The sequence below is a fragment of the Thermodesulfobacteriota bacterium genome (genome assembly GCA_035325995.1).
In the GTDB taxonomy this organism is placed as follows: Bacteria; Desulfobacterota_D; UBA1144; order Nemesobacterales; family UBA2774; genus JADLGH01.
Map to the genome: position 1 here is coordinate 202,912 of DAOKYU010000005.1, position 15,796 is coordinate 218,707.

Genomic DNA, 15,796 nt, shown 5'->3' on the forward strand with positions numbered 1-15,796 from the left:
TTCTTAACATAGTCTTAACAATTCCCATATACACTACCAACAGCCAATTAAGGAGATCCCAAGGAGAAATCATGGAAACCGACGATCTGGAAAAGCTGCTGATAGAGAACAAGTTCGAGAGGCTTGTTTCGAAGTCGCAGAATTACATCGACTCGCGAAACGAAAGCGATCTCATAACTCTCAGGAACGACCTCATACACCTTAAACTGAAGCTCGAACAAGAAATAGAAAAAAGCAAAAAACATAAAAACCCCGAGGGCGTCACCGTATTCAAGCTTATGCTCTCCATAATCCAGAAGTTCAACTATTCCGTTCAGCTTATGGAGAACATGAAGTCGAAAAAACCTGTCTGCAAGGAATTCGACACGAAGCAAATGCTCGATATTCTCCTTCCGCACCTCATAGCCCTCGTCGAGTACGGGAAAAGCGGGATGCCCGACACGAAGAAGCTCGAAGAGGATTATCTTCTCATCGAATCGATAGAAGACCAGCACAAAAGAGTGCTTCTAACCTATCTCGTCCAGGACTGGCACAACATGGACGAGGTCATAAACCTCCTCAAGATAGGCGAGATTTACAAGAACATCGCCGAAAAGCTGATCAATCTTTCGCTTATAAACAGGGTTTCGGAAACGAGACAATAGTACAGGCCGAAAACTAAGGGGCTGTAGACATGCAGGCCGGAACATCTATTCCGGCTGGCCGAGCGGGGGCCTGTCTTCCCCGAGGCTCATGTTAGAGCTGAGCTCCGGCGCGATGCCTGCGCCGCTGCCGTTTTCGAGTATCCTGTCGACGATTTCCGGAAGATTGTTCGTGTAATCCGGCCTGTACGAATACCCGGAACTAACCCAGTCAGAAAGTACGCTTACGAACCCGGCGTCGACCCTCCTTATTACCGGGACGCCCATTCTCCCGAGCGCCTCGGCGTTACACTGCTGCTCGTACTGGCCCTTCATCGGTATGACCATTATCTTCTTCCCGAGGTAAAGCGCCTCGGCCGGGGTCTCGAACCCGGCGTTACACAGTATCCCCTCGCACGTGACGAGGCTCCTGGCGAATTCCGCGTTGCCTACAGGGTAGACGGTGACGTTTCCGTCCTTAAACGCCTCGCCCTTGTGGTGCTTTGAAAAGACCTCCCACCTGACGTCTATCCCTTTCAGTATCCCGGATATCCGTGCGTAATCGTATGACGGGAGATAGACGGTATAGTGCCCGTCGTTCCGGGGATCCTGCTTTCTTATCTCCTCCCGTATGATGGGCGTGAATATGAAATCGTCGTAGCGCTCGAAGTGAAGCCCTATAAGCACAGGGGCCGGTGCGTACCATTCGAGCACCTTTTCCTGAAAGCGGTTACGGCCTTCGGGGGGCCGCGGGATATTCGGCGACAGGAACGCCGCCTGGTGCGATATGGCGACGGACGGGCGGCGCTTGACGCGCGCGGCCCACGCCGTTATCGGCTCGAAGTCCGTAAGGACGAGGTCGTACTTTTCGACGGGAAGGCTGTATATGTCGGAGAGGAGTTTTCCGGGGCTCAAGTTCCGGAGGGAATGGACGTAATCTATCCCGCCCTTCTTACCGAACGTGAACCCGAGGCCGGGGAGGTTGTACTTCACCTCGAAACCGAGAGCGACCTCGTGATGGTATCCGCTAAGGAGGATGTCCACGCTCGCCCGCTTGCTCAGGTACCGGAGCAGCTCGCGTGAGCGGGAGATGTGCCCGTTGCCCGTACCCTGTATGCCGAACAGTACTTTCATGTCACACCCCTGTGCCGGTCTGGGCGAAGTCGGCTCCGGAAAAGAAGGCGACGCGCGTGTTCCTGCCGCCTCCGGTTACCGGCCTCGCAAACAGCTTTTCAAACGAAAGCGCCCTGCCTGCAAGAGAAATCAAATTATATTCCATCGTGAAATTTATTCCAAGCTCCCGCCGCCCCCGGGGCCTCGGCGCCGAGCCCCCGAAAGCCATGCAGCGGCTTACGGTCCGCAAGAGCCGGCAGTGCACTACTACACATATGGCGACGTTATTTCTGCGAAGTATTGTAATTCGATTTTATTAAGGGAATATTTAGAGGAAATGTCAAACTCGTCAAGCGACTCGCCCCGGTCCGCATCTGGACTTTATATCCCGTTTTTAGATATAATGGATACGTTTTGTAAACGGTGAATTAACAGCTGGTTAGTCAAAACCAAACAATACTATGTTATATAACTGTTAGAAAGCTCACCGGAGATAAATCGAATGAGAGAGAAAAAAATCACATCGTTCAGGAACACCGTCACAGGTTCGAACGTGCTCGGTAGCGCGTTCAAATGGAAGCTGAGGCAGTTCCGGACCAAGGTTCCCATCAACATAGAAAGTAACCGCTTCGTAATAAAAACCGTCGAAAGCATGTCCGAGCTGGAGAAGGCCCTCGACCTCAGATACGAGGTCTTCTACAGGGAAACGCTCAACAAGGACAACTTCAGCAGGACGGACATAGACAAGTTCGATTCCATCTGCGATCATCTCATCATACTCGACAAGAAGCAGAACATGGTCATCGGGACGTACAGGTTCATATCGTCCACGTTCTCCGACAAATTCTATTCGGAATCGGAGTTCGACATCGAGCAGATCAAAAGCGCCCCGGGCGTAAAGCTCGAGCTCGGAAGGGCGTGCGTTCACAGGGACTACAGGAACGGCACCGGCATAGCGCTCCTCTGGAAAGGTCTCACGGAATACTTCAGGACGATAAAGGCGAAGTACCTCTTCGGCTGCTCCAGCATAGGGACGACAAACCCGGTCGAGGTCAGCCTCATATATAAATACATTAAGGAGCTCTACCTCTCGCCCGAGGACTTCAGGGTTTTCCCCACGGAAAAGCACAGAGTGAAGGAGCTCGACCATTACATAAACGCCTTTGACAAGTTCGGCATCAAGACGGAATCCATAGAGGAATTCATACCGCCGCTCCTCAAGAGCTACCTCAAGGCGGGCTCCGTCATATGCGGGGAGCCGGCTCTCGACATGAAGTTCAAGTGCGCCGACTTCTTCACGGTGCTCGATCTCGAGGCCCTTTCGAAATCTTTCGAGAAAAGATACAAGGGCGCAAATGATTAGACGATATTCGAAGATATTCTTTTTTTTTGCATAGTCTCCACGTATTTCGTCATCGCGACGGCGGGACGGGCGCTTTTACGGAATAAGAGAAAGAAGCTCCGGTTTTCGACGAGGCTCGCGTCTTTCTTCACCGGGCTCCTCTCGGTCAACTTCGGTGTGAAGCCGCGCGCCAGAAACACCTCGAAGGGCTTCTCCAAAGACAAGAATTATCTCATACTCTCGAACCACCTTTCCTACCTCGACATCTTCATACTGTTCTCCGAATTCCCTGCGTCGTTCATCGCCAGCGTGGACGAGGTGAAGGAGATGTTCCTCCTCGGGCGGATTACGGAGCTCAGCGGCGGGTACTTCGTCGAAAGGAGGAACCGCTCTACGCTGAGGGCCGACATAGATGAGATAGCGGACATACTCAGGCTCGGCATAAACGTCGCGCTTTTTCCCGAGGGGACGACGTCTACGGGAGAGGGAGTCCTCCCGTTCAAGACGCCTCTCATAAGCGCGGCCGAAAAGGCGGGCGTCGAGGTCCTCCCGGTTTGTATCAAGTACACCAAGATAGACGGCGAGGATATCGGCCCCGAAAACCGCGACCTCGTTTACTTCCACGGCGACATGGAATTCTTCTCCCACGTCGGAAAGCTCCTTAACGTAAAGAGGATAGACGTAGAGGTCACCGTTCTGGAGCCGCTAAGTGTATCTTCCGCAGGATCGAGGAAGGACCTCTCGGAAGAGGTTTATAACGCCATAAGCGCGGAGTACGCGGGCGGCGCAGTCGAGCGGGACGAGAAGGCCCCCTCGGCAGCCGCGAGGAAATGAGCGGCCAGCGAAACCGGCGCGCTCCGGCGGCGCCCCCCCGCTTCGTGCCTGCACGGGATTCCCGTCAGAATCGGCGTAACGTTCAGCCCTTTTCGAGGATCGCGACGGATTCGACGTGATACGTCTGCGGGAACATGTCGAACGGCTTTACGCGCCGAGGGCTCCATCCGAGCTCGTTCAGGCGCTTTAAATCGCGGGAGAGCGTGACAGGATCGCACGAGACGTAGATTATTTTTCCCGTGGCGAGCGACGCTATCCCTTCCAGGATTTCCTTCGCCCCTTCCCTCGGCGGGTCCAGGACCACTACGTCGAACGCCTCGCCTTTTTCGAGAAGCTCGTTTACGGCCTCGCCCGAAGGGGCGGTTACGAACGAAATATTGGTCAGGCCGTTAACCTCGCCGTTCTTCCGGGCGAGCGCCGAAGAGAACCTGTTTATCTCGACGGACACAACCTTCGAGGCAGTCTTCGCGAGCGGAAGAGAGAAGCTCCCTATGCCGGAGTAAAGGTCGAGGACCGAGAGTCCTTCCACCGGGCCGGCCCATTCGAGAGCCGTGCGGACGATGGCCTCGTTCACGCCCGGGTTCGACTGAGTGAACACCGACGGGTTCGCCAGGAATTTCATCTCCGAGAGATAGAACTCGAACTCGGCTTCGGATTTGCCCTTTATGGAGACCTTCTCGGTTTCGGGGAACCTCGCCAGGTGCCTTGCGAGGGTGCCGAGCGCCCCGGGCTGCTTCCCGGACCTGGCGACGAGAGATATGTGCGCGTCCTTTCCGTCGGACGATATCTGGACGAATTCGAGCGGGAATTCCGGCCTGTCGAACATGGCCAGAACGGCCGAGAGCCTCCCTATTGCGCTGTTTATCGGCCCGTCCGATATGGGGCAGGACGTTATCCCGACCTTCCTCCGCGTCCCGCCGATGTTGTATCCGACGTGCCACCTTCCGGAGTAATACCATGCTGCGAGCCTGACGCGCGTCCTGTAGGCGTACTCGCTCCCCGAGGGGAATATCGGCTCGGCAGGCAGGTCGGTAAAGCCGCCTGTCCTCCTTAAAGCGTCTTTTAGAATATGCTCCTTTTCTCTCGTCTGGGCCTCGTAGCCCATGTTCTGGAGCTGGCATCCCCCGCACGTTCCGAAGACCTCGCATACGGGCTCCGCCCTTTCGGGCGATGGAGTTATCACGCTCTCGATTACGGCCTCGGCGTAGCTTCCCTTGTCCTTTATTATACGTACGTCGAGGACGTCTTTAGGGACCCCCCCTTTAACGAAGATCACCTTTCCGCCTTCCCTCGCGACCCCGCTGCCTCCGAATGCTATGCTCTCTATTTCTACCTGCAAATTCTTCCCCCGGAATCAGGTTATGAACATCGCGTCGCCGTAGCTGAGGAACCTGTAGCCGTTCCCCAGGGCGGCGACGTAAGATTTAAGTATAAGCTCCCGCCCGGCGAACGCGGAGACGAGCATCAGGAGCGTAGAGCGCGGCATGTGAAAGTTCGTTACGAGGGCGTCAGTCACGCGGAACCGGTAGCCCGGATATACGAAGAGGTCCGTCCTGCCGCTTATGGGGACGACCCTCCCGTCCTCTCCCGTGGCCGATTCGAGCGACCGGAGGACAGTGGTGCCGACCGCCACGACCCTGCCGCCGCGCGAGCGCACGTCGTTCACCATCTCCGCCGTTTCGGGCGGGACCTCCCTCCACTCGGAATGAATCCGGTGCTCCTCTATGTTCTCGGACTTCACCGGCAGGAACGTGCCCGCCCCGACGTGGAGCGTCACGCGCGCGACGCCTACGCCCTTCTGCTCGATTTCGGAGAGGAGCCCTTCCGTAAAATGAAGCCCCGCGGTCGGGGCGGCTATGGCCCCTTCCCTCTCGGCGTAGACCGTCTGGTACGTCTCCCTGTCTACTTCGTCGGCCCTTCGCTTAATGTAGGGCGGGAGCGGCATGTGCCCGAGCGAATCGAGAAAGGAAAGGACGTCGTCGCTGAACTCTATCCACCACGTGTCCCCGCCCGACTTTACGAGCCTCCCCGTAAGGCCTCTTCCGAAATCGACTTCGAGGTTCTCCTTCGGCCCCCTGGCGATGCATTTCCACGTGCGCTCGCCCGTCTTTTCTTCGAGGAGCACCTCTATTTCAGCGCCCGACGGTTTTCTGCCGTATAGCCTCGCCGGGAGAACTTTCGTATCGTTAAGGACGAGGAGGTCCCCCGGGCCGAGAAGCTCCGGCAGGCCCGAGAACTTCCGGTGCGTCATAGAGCCGCTTTCCCTGTCGAGCACGAGGAGCCTCGAATCCTGCCTCCCGGGAAGTGGGCGGACGGCAATCCTCTCCTCCGGGAGGTCGTAATCGAAATCCGAGGTCTTCATGTCGTGACCGCTTTTATTTCTTCTTCTCTTCGAGGAGCTTCCGCATCGAGAGCCTGAGCGCGTTCAGCTTTATGAAGCCCGTCGCGTCCGCCTGATTGTAGATGCTGTCCTCCTCGAACGTCGCGAGGTCCGGGTTATAAAGCGAGTTCGGCGAGCGCCTTCCCGCGAGTATGATGTTGCCCTTGTAAATCTTGAGCCTTATGGTGCCCGTCACCTTCTTCTGCGACTCCTCCACGGCGGCCCTCAGCATTTCCATTTCGGGGGAGTACCAGAAGCCGTAGTATATGAGCTCCGAGATCTTCGGGATGAGCGAATCCCGGAGGTGCATGACCTCCCTGTCCATCGTAAGGGATTCGAGCGCCCTGTGCGCGGTGTGTAGGATAGTGCCGCCGGGGGTTTCATAAACGCCCCTCGACTTCATTCCGACGAACCTGTTCTCGACGAGGTCCACCCGGCCCACGCCGTTCGCCCCGCCGATCTTGTTCAGCGTACCCAGGAGCTCCGCGGGCTTCATGGCCTTCCCGTCGACCTTCGTCGGGACGCCCCCCTCGAAATCTATGTCAATGTATACGGGCTCGTCCGGGGCCTTTTCCGGGGACACGGTGAGCTCGAACATGTCGTCCGGGGGCTCCGACCACGGGTCTTCGAGAATGCCGCCCTCGTAGCTTATGTGAAGGAGGTTCCTGTCGCAGCTATATGGCTTGGCGGCGGTTACGGGAACGGGTATCCCGTGCTTCTTCGCGTAATCGATGAGGGCGGTCCGCGAGTTAAGGTCCCACTCCCTCCACGGCGCGATAACCTTTATCGACGGGTCGAGGGCGTAATATGTGAGCTCGAAACGGACCTGGTCGTTCCCCTTCCCCGTCGAGCCGTGGGACACTGCGAAGGCCTTTTCTTTCTTCGCTATCTCTATCTGCCGCTTGGCAATAAGCGGGCGGGCGAGCGACGTTCCGAGAAGGTATACGCCTTCGTATACGGCGTTCGCCTGAACGGCCGGGTAAACGAAGTCGCGCACGAACTCGTCCCTGAGGTCCTCTATGTACACCTTGCTCGCGCCCGTCTTGAGGGCCTTCTCACGGGCTGCATCGAGGTCTTCTCCCTGGCCGAGGTCGGCGACGAAAGCGATTATTTCGGCGTCGTACCTTTCGGCGAGCCATTTGAGGATGACGGACGTGTCGAGACCGCCCGAATATGCAAGCACAATCTTACTCTTCCTGGCCATTCTGTCTATTCCTCCGAAGTGTCTTTGAGCCGGGTTTTTTCAGAGCGGTCCCGGAACCGAAACGGCGTTCGTGCATGTTGTTGCCGGTCTTTATTTCATGGAGCTTCAGCGCCGGGAACCGGGCCTATTCCTGGTATCCTTTCTGCTCCGTGGGGGGCCTCAGGTCGTGAAGGTAAAATTTTGCGTTGTTGTTCTCGTAGAATTTCTCCAGCGTGAAGCCTATATATTCTATCTTCTCCTGGTCGTCGCCCATGTAGCTCGCCTTCTTTATCTCGTCCGAAACCTTGCATTCGATGGGTATATCCTTCGAAGGGTTCTCGGGCGAAACGAACCTGAGCGTGAGATCCCTGCTTTCCATTACGAAGTTATTCGGAAGAACGAAGCCCACTGCCATCTTGGCGCTTATGAACTCCACGACCAACAGCCTTACGACGCTCGTGCCTATGCCTTCCGTGCCGCCTTCCACCTCGAACGTGTAAGCGTAATAGTTGAGCGTCTGGTTCTTCTCGTTCATCGATTGGAGATAGAGATAATCTTCCGTATCGACCCAGCACAGTATCTGAAGCATGCTCGCCTCCAGTCAGTTTTATTTTCCGGATAAAACCCCGATATTATACCCAAGCATGAATATAACACCTATTTCCCGCCGGGTTAAAGGAGGCCTATGAAGCTAAGCTGGCTCGGGACGCCCTTGCCCTCCCTCCTGTAGGAGTAAAAGCTCCCGTCGCACTTGGTGCAGTGCGATAGGGTCTCCATGGCGCCGGCCCCCGACCTTTCGAGTATTATCCCGTTCATCCGCGGGAGGTCGAGCATATACTTCCCGTCCCCCTTTTCGTGGAGGTAACCGCCGTCCGGGCCGAATTTGCCGAGGAAGAGCGAGGCCACGTCCTCCCCGACTTCGTAGCAGCAGAGCTTTATGGACGGGCCTATAACGGCGCGCATCCGCGAGGGCGGGACGCCGTAGCGCTCGTCTATAAGCCGAAGTACCTCGGCCGATATCCCGGCCAGCGTGCCGCGCCACCCCGCGTGGACGGCCGCCGTTACCGTGCCGCTTTCGTCGGCGAAGAGAATCGGCACGCAGTCCGCTGACGCGGCCGCGACGCCGAGCCCTTTCGAAGTGTTTATTAGACCGTCCCCTTCGGGCGCGGGCGGCTCGAATATTTCCTCGTCGTCCGTGAAGACGATCCTGCTGCCGTGGACCTGTTTCAGACGGGCGACCTTCTTAAGGCCGAAGGCCCCGGCGATGCGCTCCGTCCCCCCGGAGTCCCTATGCCCGAATCCGTGGACGACGCCCGGTATGGACGACAGTATACGGGATTTTATCCAGCTCATTTCTATAAATTATTTTCCCCGGCTTCCGAGAGAAAATTAAGCGCCTTTTTCATGTCCCCGGGCATCGGGGACGTGAATTCCATGCGCTCCCCCGTCCGGGGGTGCGTGAACGCGAGCTTCCACGCGTGTAGGGCGTGCCTGCCGATTATCTCCGCGGCGGCGGATATGACGTGCGGCTTCCGTCCCTTGCCGCCGTAGACCTCGTCCGCGAGTAGCGGATGCCCGGCCTCGGCGAAGTGGACACGTATCTGGTGCGTCCTTCCCGTTCTCGGGCGGGCCTCGACGAGCGTCGCGCCTTTCAGTTTTTTCCGCACCTTCCAGAGCGTAAGAGACTCCCTCCCCGACGGCGCCCGCGACGACATCTTCTTCCTGTCGGCGGGGTGCCTCCCTATGCGCGAGGAAATCGAGCCGGAGCCGGTCTTCATGGCCCCCTCGACTATGGCGAGGTATCTCTTCTCGACTGAGCGCGACTTGAACTGCGCCGCGAGCGAGTTGTGGGACGCGTCGTCTTTCGCTATGACTATCACGCCCGAGGTGTTCTTGTCGAGCCTGTGCACTATCCCCGGCCTCACCTTCCCCCCCACGCCCGAGAGCCCGTCCAGGCGGTGCAGGAGCGCGTTCACGAGAGTCCCGCCCGTTACGCCCGCGCCGGGGTGGACGGTCATCCCGGCGGGCTTGTCTATGACGGCTATGTATTCGTCCTCGTATATGACGCTTACGGGTATGTCCTCCGGCGCGGCGTCGAGAGGTGCCGGGGCGGGTATCGTAACATGAACCGTTTCACCCGGGCCGAGTTTTCTCGACGGCTTTATCGGCCTTCCGCCGACGAGAATATTTTTATCTTCTATGAGCTTTTTTATCCGGGAGCGCGTGAGTTCCGGCATGAGCTCGGGGAGGGCCGCGTCCGCCCTCTTCCCCGAAAGCTCGGGGGATATTACGAACGTGAGGGTTTTATCGCCTGCCGTCATGCACGGACCTGCGCGGAGGGGAGAGGGAGCTTATTTTCTCTCATTCCGCTCCTTCATCATGTGCTTCACGGCCGTCGCGACGACCCCGGAAACATTTTTATTCCATCTCAGGTTCCTGAGGTCGAACTCTCTGAGCTGCTTTAAAAACCCAATCGATATGTGAGGCGGCGTCTTGGGGTTGGTGACGAGGGCCAGCTTTACCTGGTATAGCCTCGTCCACTTCCTGCTGTCGGATATTTCGCGCAGTATCTCGTCGCTCACTATCTTCGACTGCGCTATCTGGACGACCTCGGTATCGGTGATTCGCGGGTTCTTGAGAACGGCGCGCGAGACTATCCTGTTCGGGTCCTTTACCAGAATCGCCCTCGCCTCCCTGTTCCCGAGGAGGGCGAGCTTTATCCTCTGCCCGACGTTAAGGACGCTTATCTTTATATAGGCGTTTTGATTTAATGCGCCGGGAGAGCGGTGCTCTTCGCCGGGTTCTTCTTCGGCTTCGTAGCCGGCTTCTTCCTCCCGGAGAAATTCCTCGTCTATTTCGAAGTCGTCGAGAAAAGAGCTCTCGGGAACAGGCGCGCCGCCGGATTCGGCCTGTGCGGGAGCGGCGGCGTCTTCGTCTTCCCCCGCATCCGTCCCGGAAGGAAAGTCGAACCTGTCTCCCATGTAGAGCTTCAGGAACTCTATCACCGCATCCATAGTCGAGCGCGTGATGAGCGGGTTCTTGCTGAGGGCTTCGACTATGTCGTTCGAGCGGGCGATCCTTTCGTGGTTATTCGCTATCAGGTCTATTATGTTCTGGTCGTGCACCCTTTCCGCGAGATATGCGACCGTCTCGTCCGTTGCCGAGGCGTTTAAGAGTATCCTCTGGAGCTGGGCCTCGTCCGTGAGCGCCCGCGCGAAAAAGTCGAGGAGCCCGGGCTCGGCGGCCGCGTCGGTGAGGATGGTCGAGACGACCTCGGACGGCATGCCCGACAGGGTTTCCCCGGCTTCGCGCGATACGTCTTCGTCCTCGTCCCGCGTAAGGTAATAGAGCACCCGGGAAAGGTCCCCCGGCGATGCGGGAACGAGCCCCCGCGCCGCCATGAGGCGTAGCTCTTTCGGGCGTGAAGGGTCGGCGAACTGCTTAATCGATTCCGGTATAGAGCCTGGCATATCTTCACTAGTGTATTAAAAAAAGCCCCCCGGTTCAACACGGCGGGCCCTTAGAGGCCCGGGGGGGCAGCCCGCTGCAGGATTTCGGCGCGGATACGATTCACTCGCATGACAATAGATTTTTAAAAGAATTGGCATATTATGTAGATGTAACAACCGAATCCGGAGACTTCACGATGACAGACTACAGCGGGATTGTTTCGAAATACGAGGGACAGTGGGCAGGGAGGCCGAGGAACGTCGGCGAGGGTGTGCTTTTCAGCTATTACGGGCCCGGCGCGCAGAACGTATTCATATCCGGGGACATGAACGGATGGAACAGCGACGTCAGCAGGCTCGTCAAGGGACACGACGACGTGTGGCGCGCTATATTCAGGCTGCGGCGCGGAAGGTCGTACGACTACAAGTTCATAGTTGACGGGAGCTGGACCACCGACCCCAACAATCCCGACCTCAACCCCGACACGTCGGGGGGTGCGAACTCGGTCGTGTACATAGGAGAAAGCGGCGAGGTCCTTCAGGCGGACAATCCCGAGAGGAAGAAGTTCACTCTCGAAGGCAGGGGCATATCGCACACGTTCTTCGATTCTGCCAGGTATAAGCGACGCTTTGACCTCTTCTACGTCCTCCCGCCGAACTACGACGACGAGATACCGCCGCCCGCCGTCATATGCCTGAACAATTACATAAAATCGCAGGATATCGAAAAGCACTGCAGGAAGAACGGCTACCTCGGGATAATGCCCGCGCCCGAGATCGGCGGGGATTTCATAAGGCAGGGGAAGCTCGATATATTCGCCGAGCTCCTCGCGTTCGTAAAGCAAAAATTCAGGGTGGACGAGAGCAGGGTATATCTCACGGGAATGTCCAACGGCGGGCTCGAAGCGTTCCTCGCGTCGATGTACTACCCCGACGTCCTCGCCGCCTCGGCGCTCGTATTCGGCCCCTACAGGCTGAGGAATTACAAGGACTCGGTGAAGGGGATGAACAGAGACGCCCTTGTCGGGTTCCTGGAGGGGCTCGACTTCCCGCACAGGATGCTGCTCAACCTCGGGAATCTCCCCGTTTACATATCGCACGGCGGGGCGGACGAAGCCGTGCCCGCGGCTGACGCTGCGACTCTCAACGAGATACTGGAGAAGCTCGGCGGAAGGGTGAAGTTCAACTTCTACCCGAACGAGGGGCACACGTGGATGATGGTGGACGACGACCTTCCCCACGTATTCGAATGGTTCGAAAATTTCAAGCTGGAAAAATACCCGAAATCGGTTTACTACACAGCGCCGTTCGGGGTTTTCAAGAACAGGGCTTACTGGACGGAGTTCATGCCCTACGAGCTTACGAGGCCCGTCAAGGTCAAGGCCGAGGTGAACGGAAAGAAGAAGCTCAAGACGGCCGTCGAGAACGTAAAACGGGTTATCCTGAGGCCGTCGCGCAAGCTCATCGATATGGCGCAGAAGCCGAATATCGAAACCGGGAACGACTCGGCCGGCGTGGAAACGGACCAGGAAAAGAACATAATAACCATCACGTATTAAAGCGCGCAGCCGACGTATGAAGATATCGGATTTCATGGAGCAGGAGCTTATCTCCATCCCCTACGGGATGGGGAAAATCGATGCGCTCTACTACAGGAGCACGGCCCCCGGGCGCGGGGATGGAATGGGGACCGTCGTAATACACGTCCACGGCTTTCTGGGGAACTTCCTCGAAGGCTCGCAGAGATTTCTGCCTCCTCTCCTGGCGAGGAAGGGGTATTCGTCCCTCTGCATCAACACGAGGCTCGCCACGTTCGGTCTCTTTTTCGGCTACGGGATCATCGACGACACCATACCGCAGCTCGACGCCGCCATAATCTATCTGAAGAAGCTCGGTTACAACAGTATCGTCCTCTCGGGGTACAGCATCGGGGGGAGCGTCGTTTTAAGATACGCCTCGCTCAGGAGCGACGCATCGAAATTTCCGTCGCTGAAGGGCATAATCGCCGTTTCGACGCCCTACTCGAACCCGGATTCGGTCAGAAGAAGGTGGGAGAGGTGGGGCAGTAATCCTTCCTACGACGAGATATACAGGAGAGTGAGGGAAACGCTCAGGCCCGACCCGATGCACACGGCCGAGGACCGCACGATGGTGATATACAGGGCGCGCGGCGATACCCTCAACCCCGAGCACACGGAGCTCTATACGTACAAAACGTGGTGGTTTCTCGCCGGGCCCGAGGCGGAATCGGCCAAGTGCTACAAGCAGATAACCGAAATAAACATCCCGCTCCTTCTCATACAGGGGCGGCGGGACCAGGACCTCCGGCCCGAGGAAGCGGAAGACCTCGCAAGCCTCGCGGCACACGCGGGGAACGGCGACGCAAGCGCGCTATACCTCGACGCCGCGCACGATTTCGAGGGATGCGAGGAGACTCTGGGCAAGGCAGTGACGAGCTGGCTCGACCGAAGGCTGGGTGCCGGGCCGGGTTAGAGCGAGTGAAAATGGGCGTCTAAAACTGTAAACAAACCACGTGAATACTCCAATAATCATTCCCTGAATTGCATAACGCGTGACGAAAATTGTTAAGGCCGGAAGAAAAGCCGGGGACGCACGGGAGAAAAGCGCATAGTTTACAGTTGGTTAGAAATTGCAGTCTTATGGCATAGTTTTTGCACTTTTATATTTCCAGTATGCATGGGGTGATGCATCGGCGAATCTAACGGGTAAAGTGAGGCCGGAAGGGACGAATGAAAAAATATGAAGAAGCCGATTTCGGAGCGCTTATGATAAGAAGGCAATTTTTTAACATGGCGGAGGCGGAGCCCGATGGTTCCAGGGTGGTAAGGCTCAAGTGGAGCGACGTGCTCGAAAGCGCATTCGACTACTACTACACGGAATATGTACCCGCGTGGACGCTGAACCCGACGCCGCTCAACAATTCGGGCGACAAGCTCTTCATATCGAAACGGAGTAAAGACTGGGTGAGCTGGGAGAAGATAGAGCCGATGAACAGGCCGGACATAGCCACGCTTTTCGACCTTCTGCCCGACCTCCCCGACGACAACACTTTCTGGCAGCTTATAAAAAAGCTCGGAAGCGAAGGCGTAAAGGAGCCCGAAGACCACTTCTGGGAAAATATCTTCACCTACAGATCGGCGAAGGAAGTAGAGGTGAACGGCAGGAAGTACAGGATAGAATGGGAGGCATGAGGCCGTCGTTCCATCCGCCCGCCGGGCTCACGGCGTCCGGCGCTTTAAATCTTCGGTATTTTCACTTCCGGGAGCTTCCCGCCGAAGAATTCCAAGGCGCTCCCCTTGTTTATTGAGATTTCGAGGAACCCTGAGCTCCCTGTGAGCGCTATAAGCTCCCCTTCTTTCCCGTCCGCGTAGCTCGCGGACATTCCGTCTATAATCATGTCCCCCGCCCTGATACGGGCCCCCTCGGTAATAACGGACCCCGGGATGTTCGTGACGAGATTCCCGAACCTGTCCGCGTATACGGCTCGGCCCTCTATAACATCCCCGTCGTCCAGCGGAGGTCGGATGTCGAGTCTTTCGTACGACGAAAGCCCGTTTCCCAGGTCTTCAAGCGCTACGCCCCTCGAAAGATGGGCGGCGGCCGGCGCGAATATATCCCTTCCGTGAAACGTCCTGCTCACGGACGGCAGCATGAACGCCGGATTCGTTATCTCGATGATACGGTCCACGCCTGATTTATCGAATACCATAGAGAAGACGCCGTTATCGGGCCCAACGAAGAGGTAGCCCCCGGCCTCTGCCGCGATGGCCCTCCGCGCGCTCCCGACGCCCGGATCGACGACGGCCACGTGTACGGCTCCTCCGGGGAAGTAGCCGTACGAGGCGTGGAGCTTGAACGCGGCCTCGGCGATGTTATAGGCCCCGATGCCGTGGGTTATGTCTATGACAATGGCGGAGGGGTTTATGCCGGCGATAACGCCCTTCATGACGCCCGCGTAGTGGTCGCCCGCGCCGAAGTCCGTGGTAAGAGTGATTATCCCCATTGTCGGTTGCCCTTTCCGGGAAGAGGTGCTACATTGCTCGGATATTACAATAACCCAACCTGGCGGGATTTGAAATGAGGCTTACGATTCTGGGCTCGGGGACGTGCGTTCCCTACGCGAGGAGGGGCTCCTCGGGCTACGCGGTGGAGCTCCCCGGCGCGAAGATAGTCCTCGACTGCGGGAGCGGCTCTACGAAGAGGCTGGCCGAAGCGGGGATAAATTATCTCGACGTCGATTACCTTTTCCTCTCGCATTTGCACCCCGACCACACGGGCGACCTCGCGGCGTTCCTCTTCGCCACCAAGTACGCATACGGCTCGCCCTGGGGCGACACGCGCGAAAAGCTGCTTCACCTGAGGGGCGGTCCCGGGTTCCTCGGTTTTCTCGAGGCGCTGAGAGGCGTATACGGAGACTGGATTTCGCCCGAGCCCCTCGATCCGGGCGAGCTTGTCGAGGGCGTATACGAATTCGGGGGCTTTACGCTCACCGCCGTAAAGACGCCCCACATCAACAGCAGCCTCGCGTACAGGATAGACCACGCAGGAAAGTCGCTCGTGTATTCCGGGGATACCGAATACTCGGAGCCGCTCATAGAGCTCGCCCGCGGTGCCGACGTTCTAATCGTCGAGTGCGCGCTCCCGCTCGACGGCATGAAGCGAAAGGGACACATGACCCCGGGGGACGTCGTCGATACGATAAACCGCTCCGGCGCAAAGCGCACCGTGATAACGCACCTCTACCCCGCGTGCGACAGGGAAGACGCCGTCGGGCGCATAGCGGAAGCCGTCCGGGCCGAAGTAATCGGCGCCGAGGACCTCCTGAGCATAGACGTCTGACGTCATTTTAATCCT

The 15,796-nt window shown here is 57.5% G+C and carries 16 protein-coding genes; 7 read left to right on the top strand and 9 right to left on the bottom strand.

Translation table 11 applies throughout. The features are described 5' to 3' along the window. Window positions 1–71: 71 nt before the first annotated feature. Window positions 72–644 carry a hypothetical protein gene (locus PKC29_08855; GenBank protein ID HML95520.1) on the top strand — a complete coding sequence of 191 codons (573 nt, stop codon included), beginning with the start codon at window positions 72–74 and terminating at the stop codon, window positions 642–644. 45 nt (window positions 645–689) lie between these two features. Here PKC29_08855 and PKC29_08860 read toward each other — a convergent pair whose 3' ends face one another. Further along, window positions 690–1,754 (bottom strand): glycosyltransferase family protein, encoded by a 1,065-nt coding sequence (locus PKC29_08860; GenBank protein HML95521.1) that lies wholly within the window; start codon window positions 1,752–1,754, stop codon window positions 690–692. A gap of 481 nt (window positions 1,755–2,235) precedes the next feature. On the opposite strand from PKC29_08860, the gene PKC29_08865 reads away from it, so the two are divergent. Continuing rightward, the gene (locus PKC29_08865; protein ID HML95522.1) at window positions 2,236–3,096 is read left to right on the top strand and encodes a GNAT family N-acyltransferase; all 861 of its coding nucleotides are present in this window, start codon (window positions 2,236–2,238) and stop codon (window positions 3,094–3,096) included. A 156-nt stretch (window positions 3,097–3,252) separates the two neighbouring features. Beyond that, a complete protein-coding gene (locus tag PKC29_08870) occupies window positions 3,253–3,909 on the top strand; it encodes a lysophospholipid acyltransferase family protein (protein HML95523.1) in 657 nt (218 codons plus the stop codon). Window positions 3,910–3,991: 82 nt separating this feature from the next. Here the strand turns inward: PKC29_08870 and PKC29_08875 are convergent, their stop codons facing one another. The 7 genes from PKC29_08875 to PKC29_08905 all read right to left on the bottom strand — a co-directional run bounded on the left by PKC29_08875 (window position 3,992) and on the right by PKC29_08905 (window position 10,942). Next, the gene (locus PKC29_08875; protein ID HML95524.1) at window positions 3,992–5,248 is read right to left on the bottom strand and encodes a class I SAM-dependent RNA methyltransferase; all 1,257 of its coding nucleotides are present in this window, start codon (window positions 5,246–5,248) and stop codon (window positions 3,992–3,994) included. A gap of 15 nt (window positions 5,249–5,263) precedes the next feature. Beyond that, complete coding sequence (gene queA / locus PKC29_08880; protein ID HML95525.1) at window positions 5,264–6,271, bottom strand: tRNA preQ1(34) S-adenosylmethionine ribosyltransferase-isomerase QueA; 1,008 nt, start codon at window positions 6,269–6,271, stop codon at window positions 5,264–5,266. A gap of 13 nt (window positions 6,272–6,284) precedes the next feature. After that, a complete protein-coding gene (locus PKC29_08885) occupies window positions 6,285–7,493 on the bottom strand; it encodes an argininosuccinate synthase (protein HML95526.1) in 1,209 nt (402 codons plus the stop codon). Window positions 7,494–7,617: 124 nt separating this feature from the next. Beyond that, a complete protein-coding gene (locus PKC29_08890) occupies window positions 7,618–8,061 on the bottom strand; it encodes a hypothetical protein (protein ID HML95527.1) in 444 nt (147 codons plus the stop codon). Window positions 8,062–8,144: 83 nt separating this feature from the next. Next, window positions 8,145–8,825, bottom strand: coding sequence for a peptidoglycan editing factor PgeF (gene pgeF, locus PKC29_08895; GenBank protein ID HML95528.1), 681 nt, complete (start codon window positions 8,823–8,825; stop codon window positions 8,145–8,147). A 2-nt stretch (window positions 8,826–8,827) separates the two neighbouring features. Further along, the gene (locus PKC29_08900; protein HML95529.1) at window positions 8,828–9,793 is read right to left on the bottom strand and encodes an RluA family pseudouridine synthase; all 966 of its coding nucleotides are present in this window, start codon (window positions 9,791–9,793) and stop codon (window positions 8,828–8,830) included. Window positions 9,794–9,823: 30 nt separating this feature from the next. Next, entirely contained in the window at window positions 9,824–10,942 is a 1,119-nt protein-coding gene (locus PKC29_08905; protein ID HML95530.1) for a hypothetical protein, read from the bottom strand. 176 nt (window positions 10,943–11,118) lie between these two features. Here PKC29_08905 and PKC29_08910 point away from each other — a divergent pair, with 176 nt between their 5' ends. The 3 genes from PKC29_08910 (at window position 11,119) to PKC29_08920 (ending at window position 14,133) form a co-directional block, all read left to right on the top strand. Beyond that, on the top strand, window positions 11,119–12,480 hold the full coding sequence (locus tag PKC29_08910) for a prolyl oligopeptidase family serine peptidase (protein HML95531.1): 1,362 nt from the start codon (window positions 11,119–11,121) through the stop codon (window positions 12,478–12,480). A gap of 16 nt (window positions 12,481–12,496) precedes the next feature. Further along, entirely contained in the window at window positions 12,497–13,414 is a 918-nt protein-coding gene (locus PKC29_08915) for an alpha/beta fold hydrolase (GenBank protein HML95532.1), read from the top strand. 257 nt (window positions 13,415–13,671) lie between these two features. Continuing rightward, window positions 13,672–14,133: a hypothetical protein gene (locus tag PKC29_08920; protein ID HML95533.1), complete on the top strand. Its 462-nt coding sequence runs from the start codon at window positions 13,672–13,674 to the stop codon at window positions 14,131–14,133. 44 nt (window positions 14,134–14,177) lie between these two features. On the opposite strand, the gene PKC29_08925 is transcribed toward PKC29_08920, so the two are convergent. Beyond that, a complete protein-coding gene (locus tag PKC29_08925; GenBank protein ID HML95534.1) occupies window positions 14,178–14,945 on the bottom strand; it encodes an SAM-dependent chlorinase/fluorinase in 768 nt (255 codons plus the stop codon). A gap of 74 nt (window positions 14,946–15,019) precedes the next feature. Here PKC29_08925 and PKC29_08930 point away from each other — a divergent pair, with 74 nt between their 5' ends. Continuing rightward, a complete protein-coding gene (locus PKC29_08930; GenBank protein HML95535.1) occupies window positions 15,020–15,781 on the top strand; it encodes an MBL fold metallo-hydrolase in 762 nt (253 codons plus the stop codon). Window positions 15,782–15,796: the final 15 nt, after the last annotated feature.

Excerpts from the sequence above, each read along its gene's own strand:
- PKC29_08915 (HML95532.1), top strand. The coding sequence starts at position 12,497 with ATGAAGATATCGGATTTCATGGAGCAGGAGCTTATCTCCATCCCCTAC.
- PKC29_08925 (HML95534.1), bottom strand. The coding sequence starts at position 14,945 with ATGGGGATAATCACTCTTACCACGGACTTCGGCGCGGGCGACCACTAC.
- PKC29_08900 (HML95529.1), bottom strand. The coding sequence starts at position 9,793 with ATGACGGCAGGCGATAAAACCCTCACGTTCGTAATATCCCCCGAGCTT.
- PKC29_08920 (HML95533.1), top strand. The coding sequence starts at position 13,672 with ATGAAAAAATATGAAGAAGCCGATTTCGGAGCGCTTATGATAAGAAGG.
- PKC29_08855 (HML95520.1), top strand. The coding sequence starts at position 72 with ATGGAAACCGACGATCTGGAAAAGCTGCTGATAGAGAACAAGTTCGAG.
- pgeF (HML95528.1), bottom strand. The coding sequence starts at position 8,825 with ATGAGCTGGATAAAATCCCGTATACTGTCGTCCATACCGGGCGTCGTC.
- PKC29_08865 (HML95522.1), top strand. The coding sequence starts at position 2,236 with ATGAGAGAGAAAAAAATCACATCGTTCAGGAACACCGTCACAGGTTCG.
- PKC29_08890 (HML95527.1), bottom strand. The coding sequence starts at position 8,061 with ATGCTTCAGATACTGTGCTGGGTCGATACGGAAGATTATCTCTATCTC.
- PKC29_08885 (HML95526.1), bottom strand. The coding sequence starts at position 7,493 with ATGGCCAGGAAGAGTAAGATTGTGCTTGCATATTCGGGCGGTCTCGAC.
- PKC29_08860 (HML95521.1), bottom strand. The coding sequence starts at position 1,754 with ATGAAAGTACTGTTCGGCATACAGGGTACGGGCAACGGGCACATCTCC.
- PKC29_08930 (HML95535.1), top strand. The coding sequence starts at position 15,020 with ATGAGGCTTACGATTCTGGGCTCGGGGACGTGCGTTCCCTACGCGAGG.
- queA (HML95525.1), bottom strand. The coding sequence starts at position 6,271 with ATGAAGACCTCGGATTTCGATTACGACCTCCCGGAGGAGAGGATTGCC.
- PKC29_08905 (HML95530.1), bottom strand. The coding sequence starts at position 10,942 with ATGCCAGGCTCTATACCGGAATCGATTAAGCAGTTCGCCGACCCTTCA.
- PKC29_08910 (HML95531.1), top strand. The coding sequence starts at position 11,119 with ATGACAGACTACAGCGGGATTGTTTCGAAATACGAGGGACAGTGGGCA.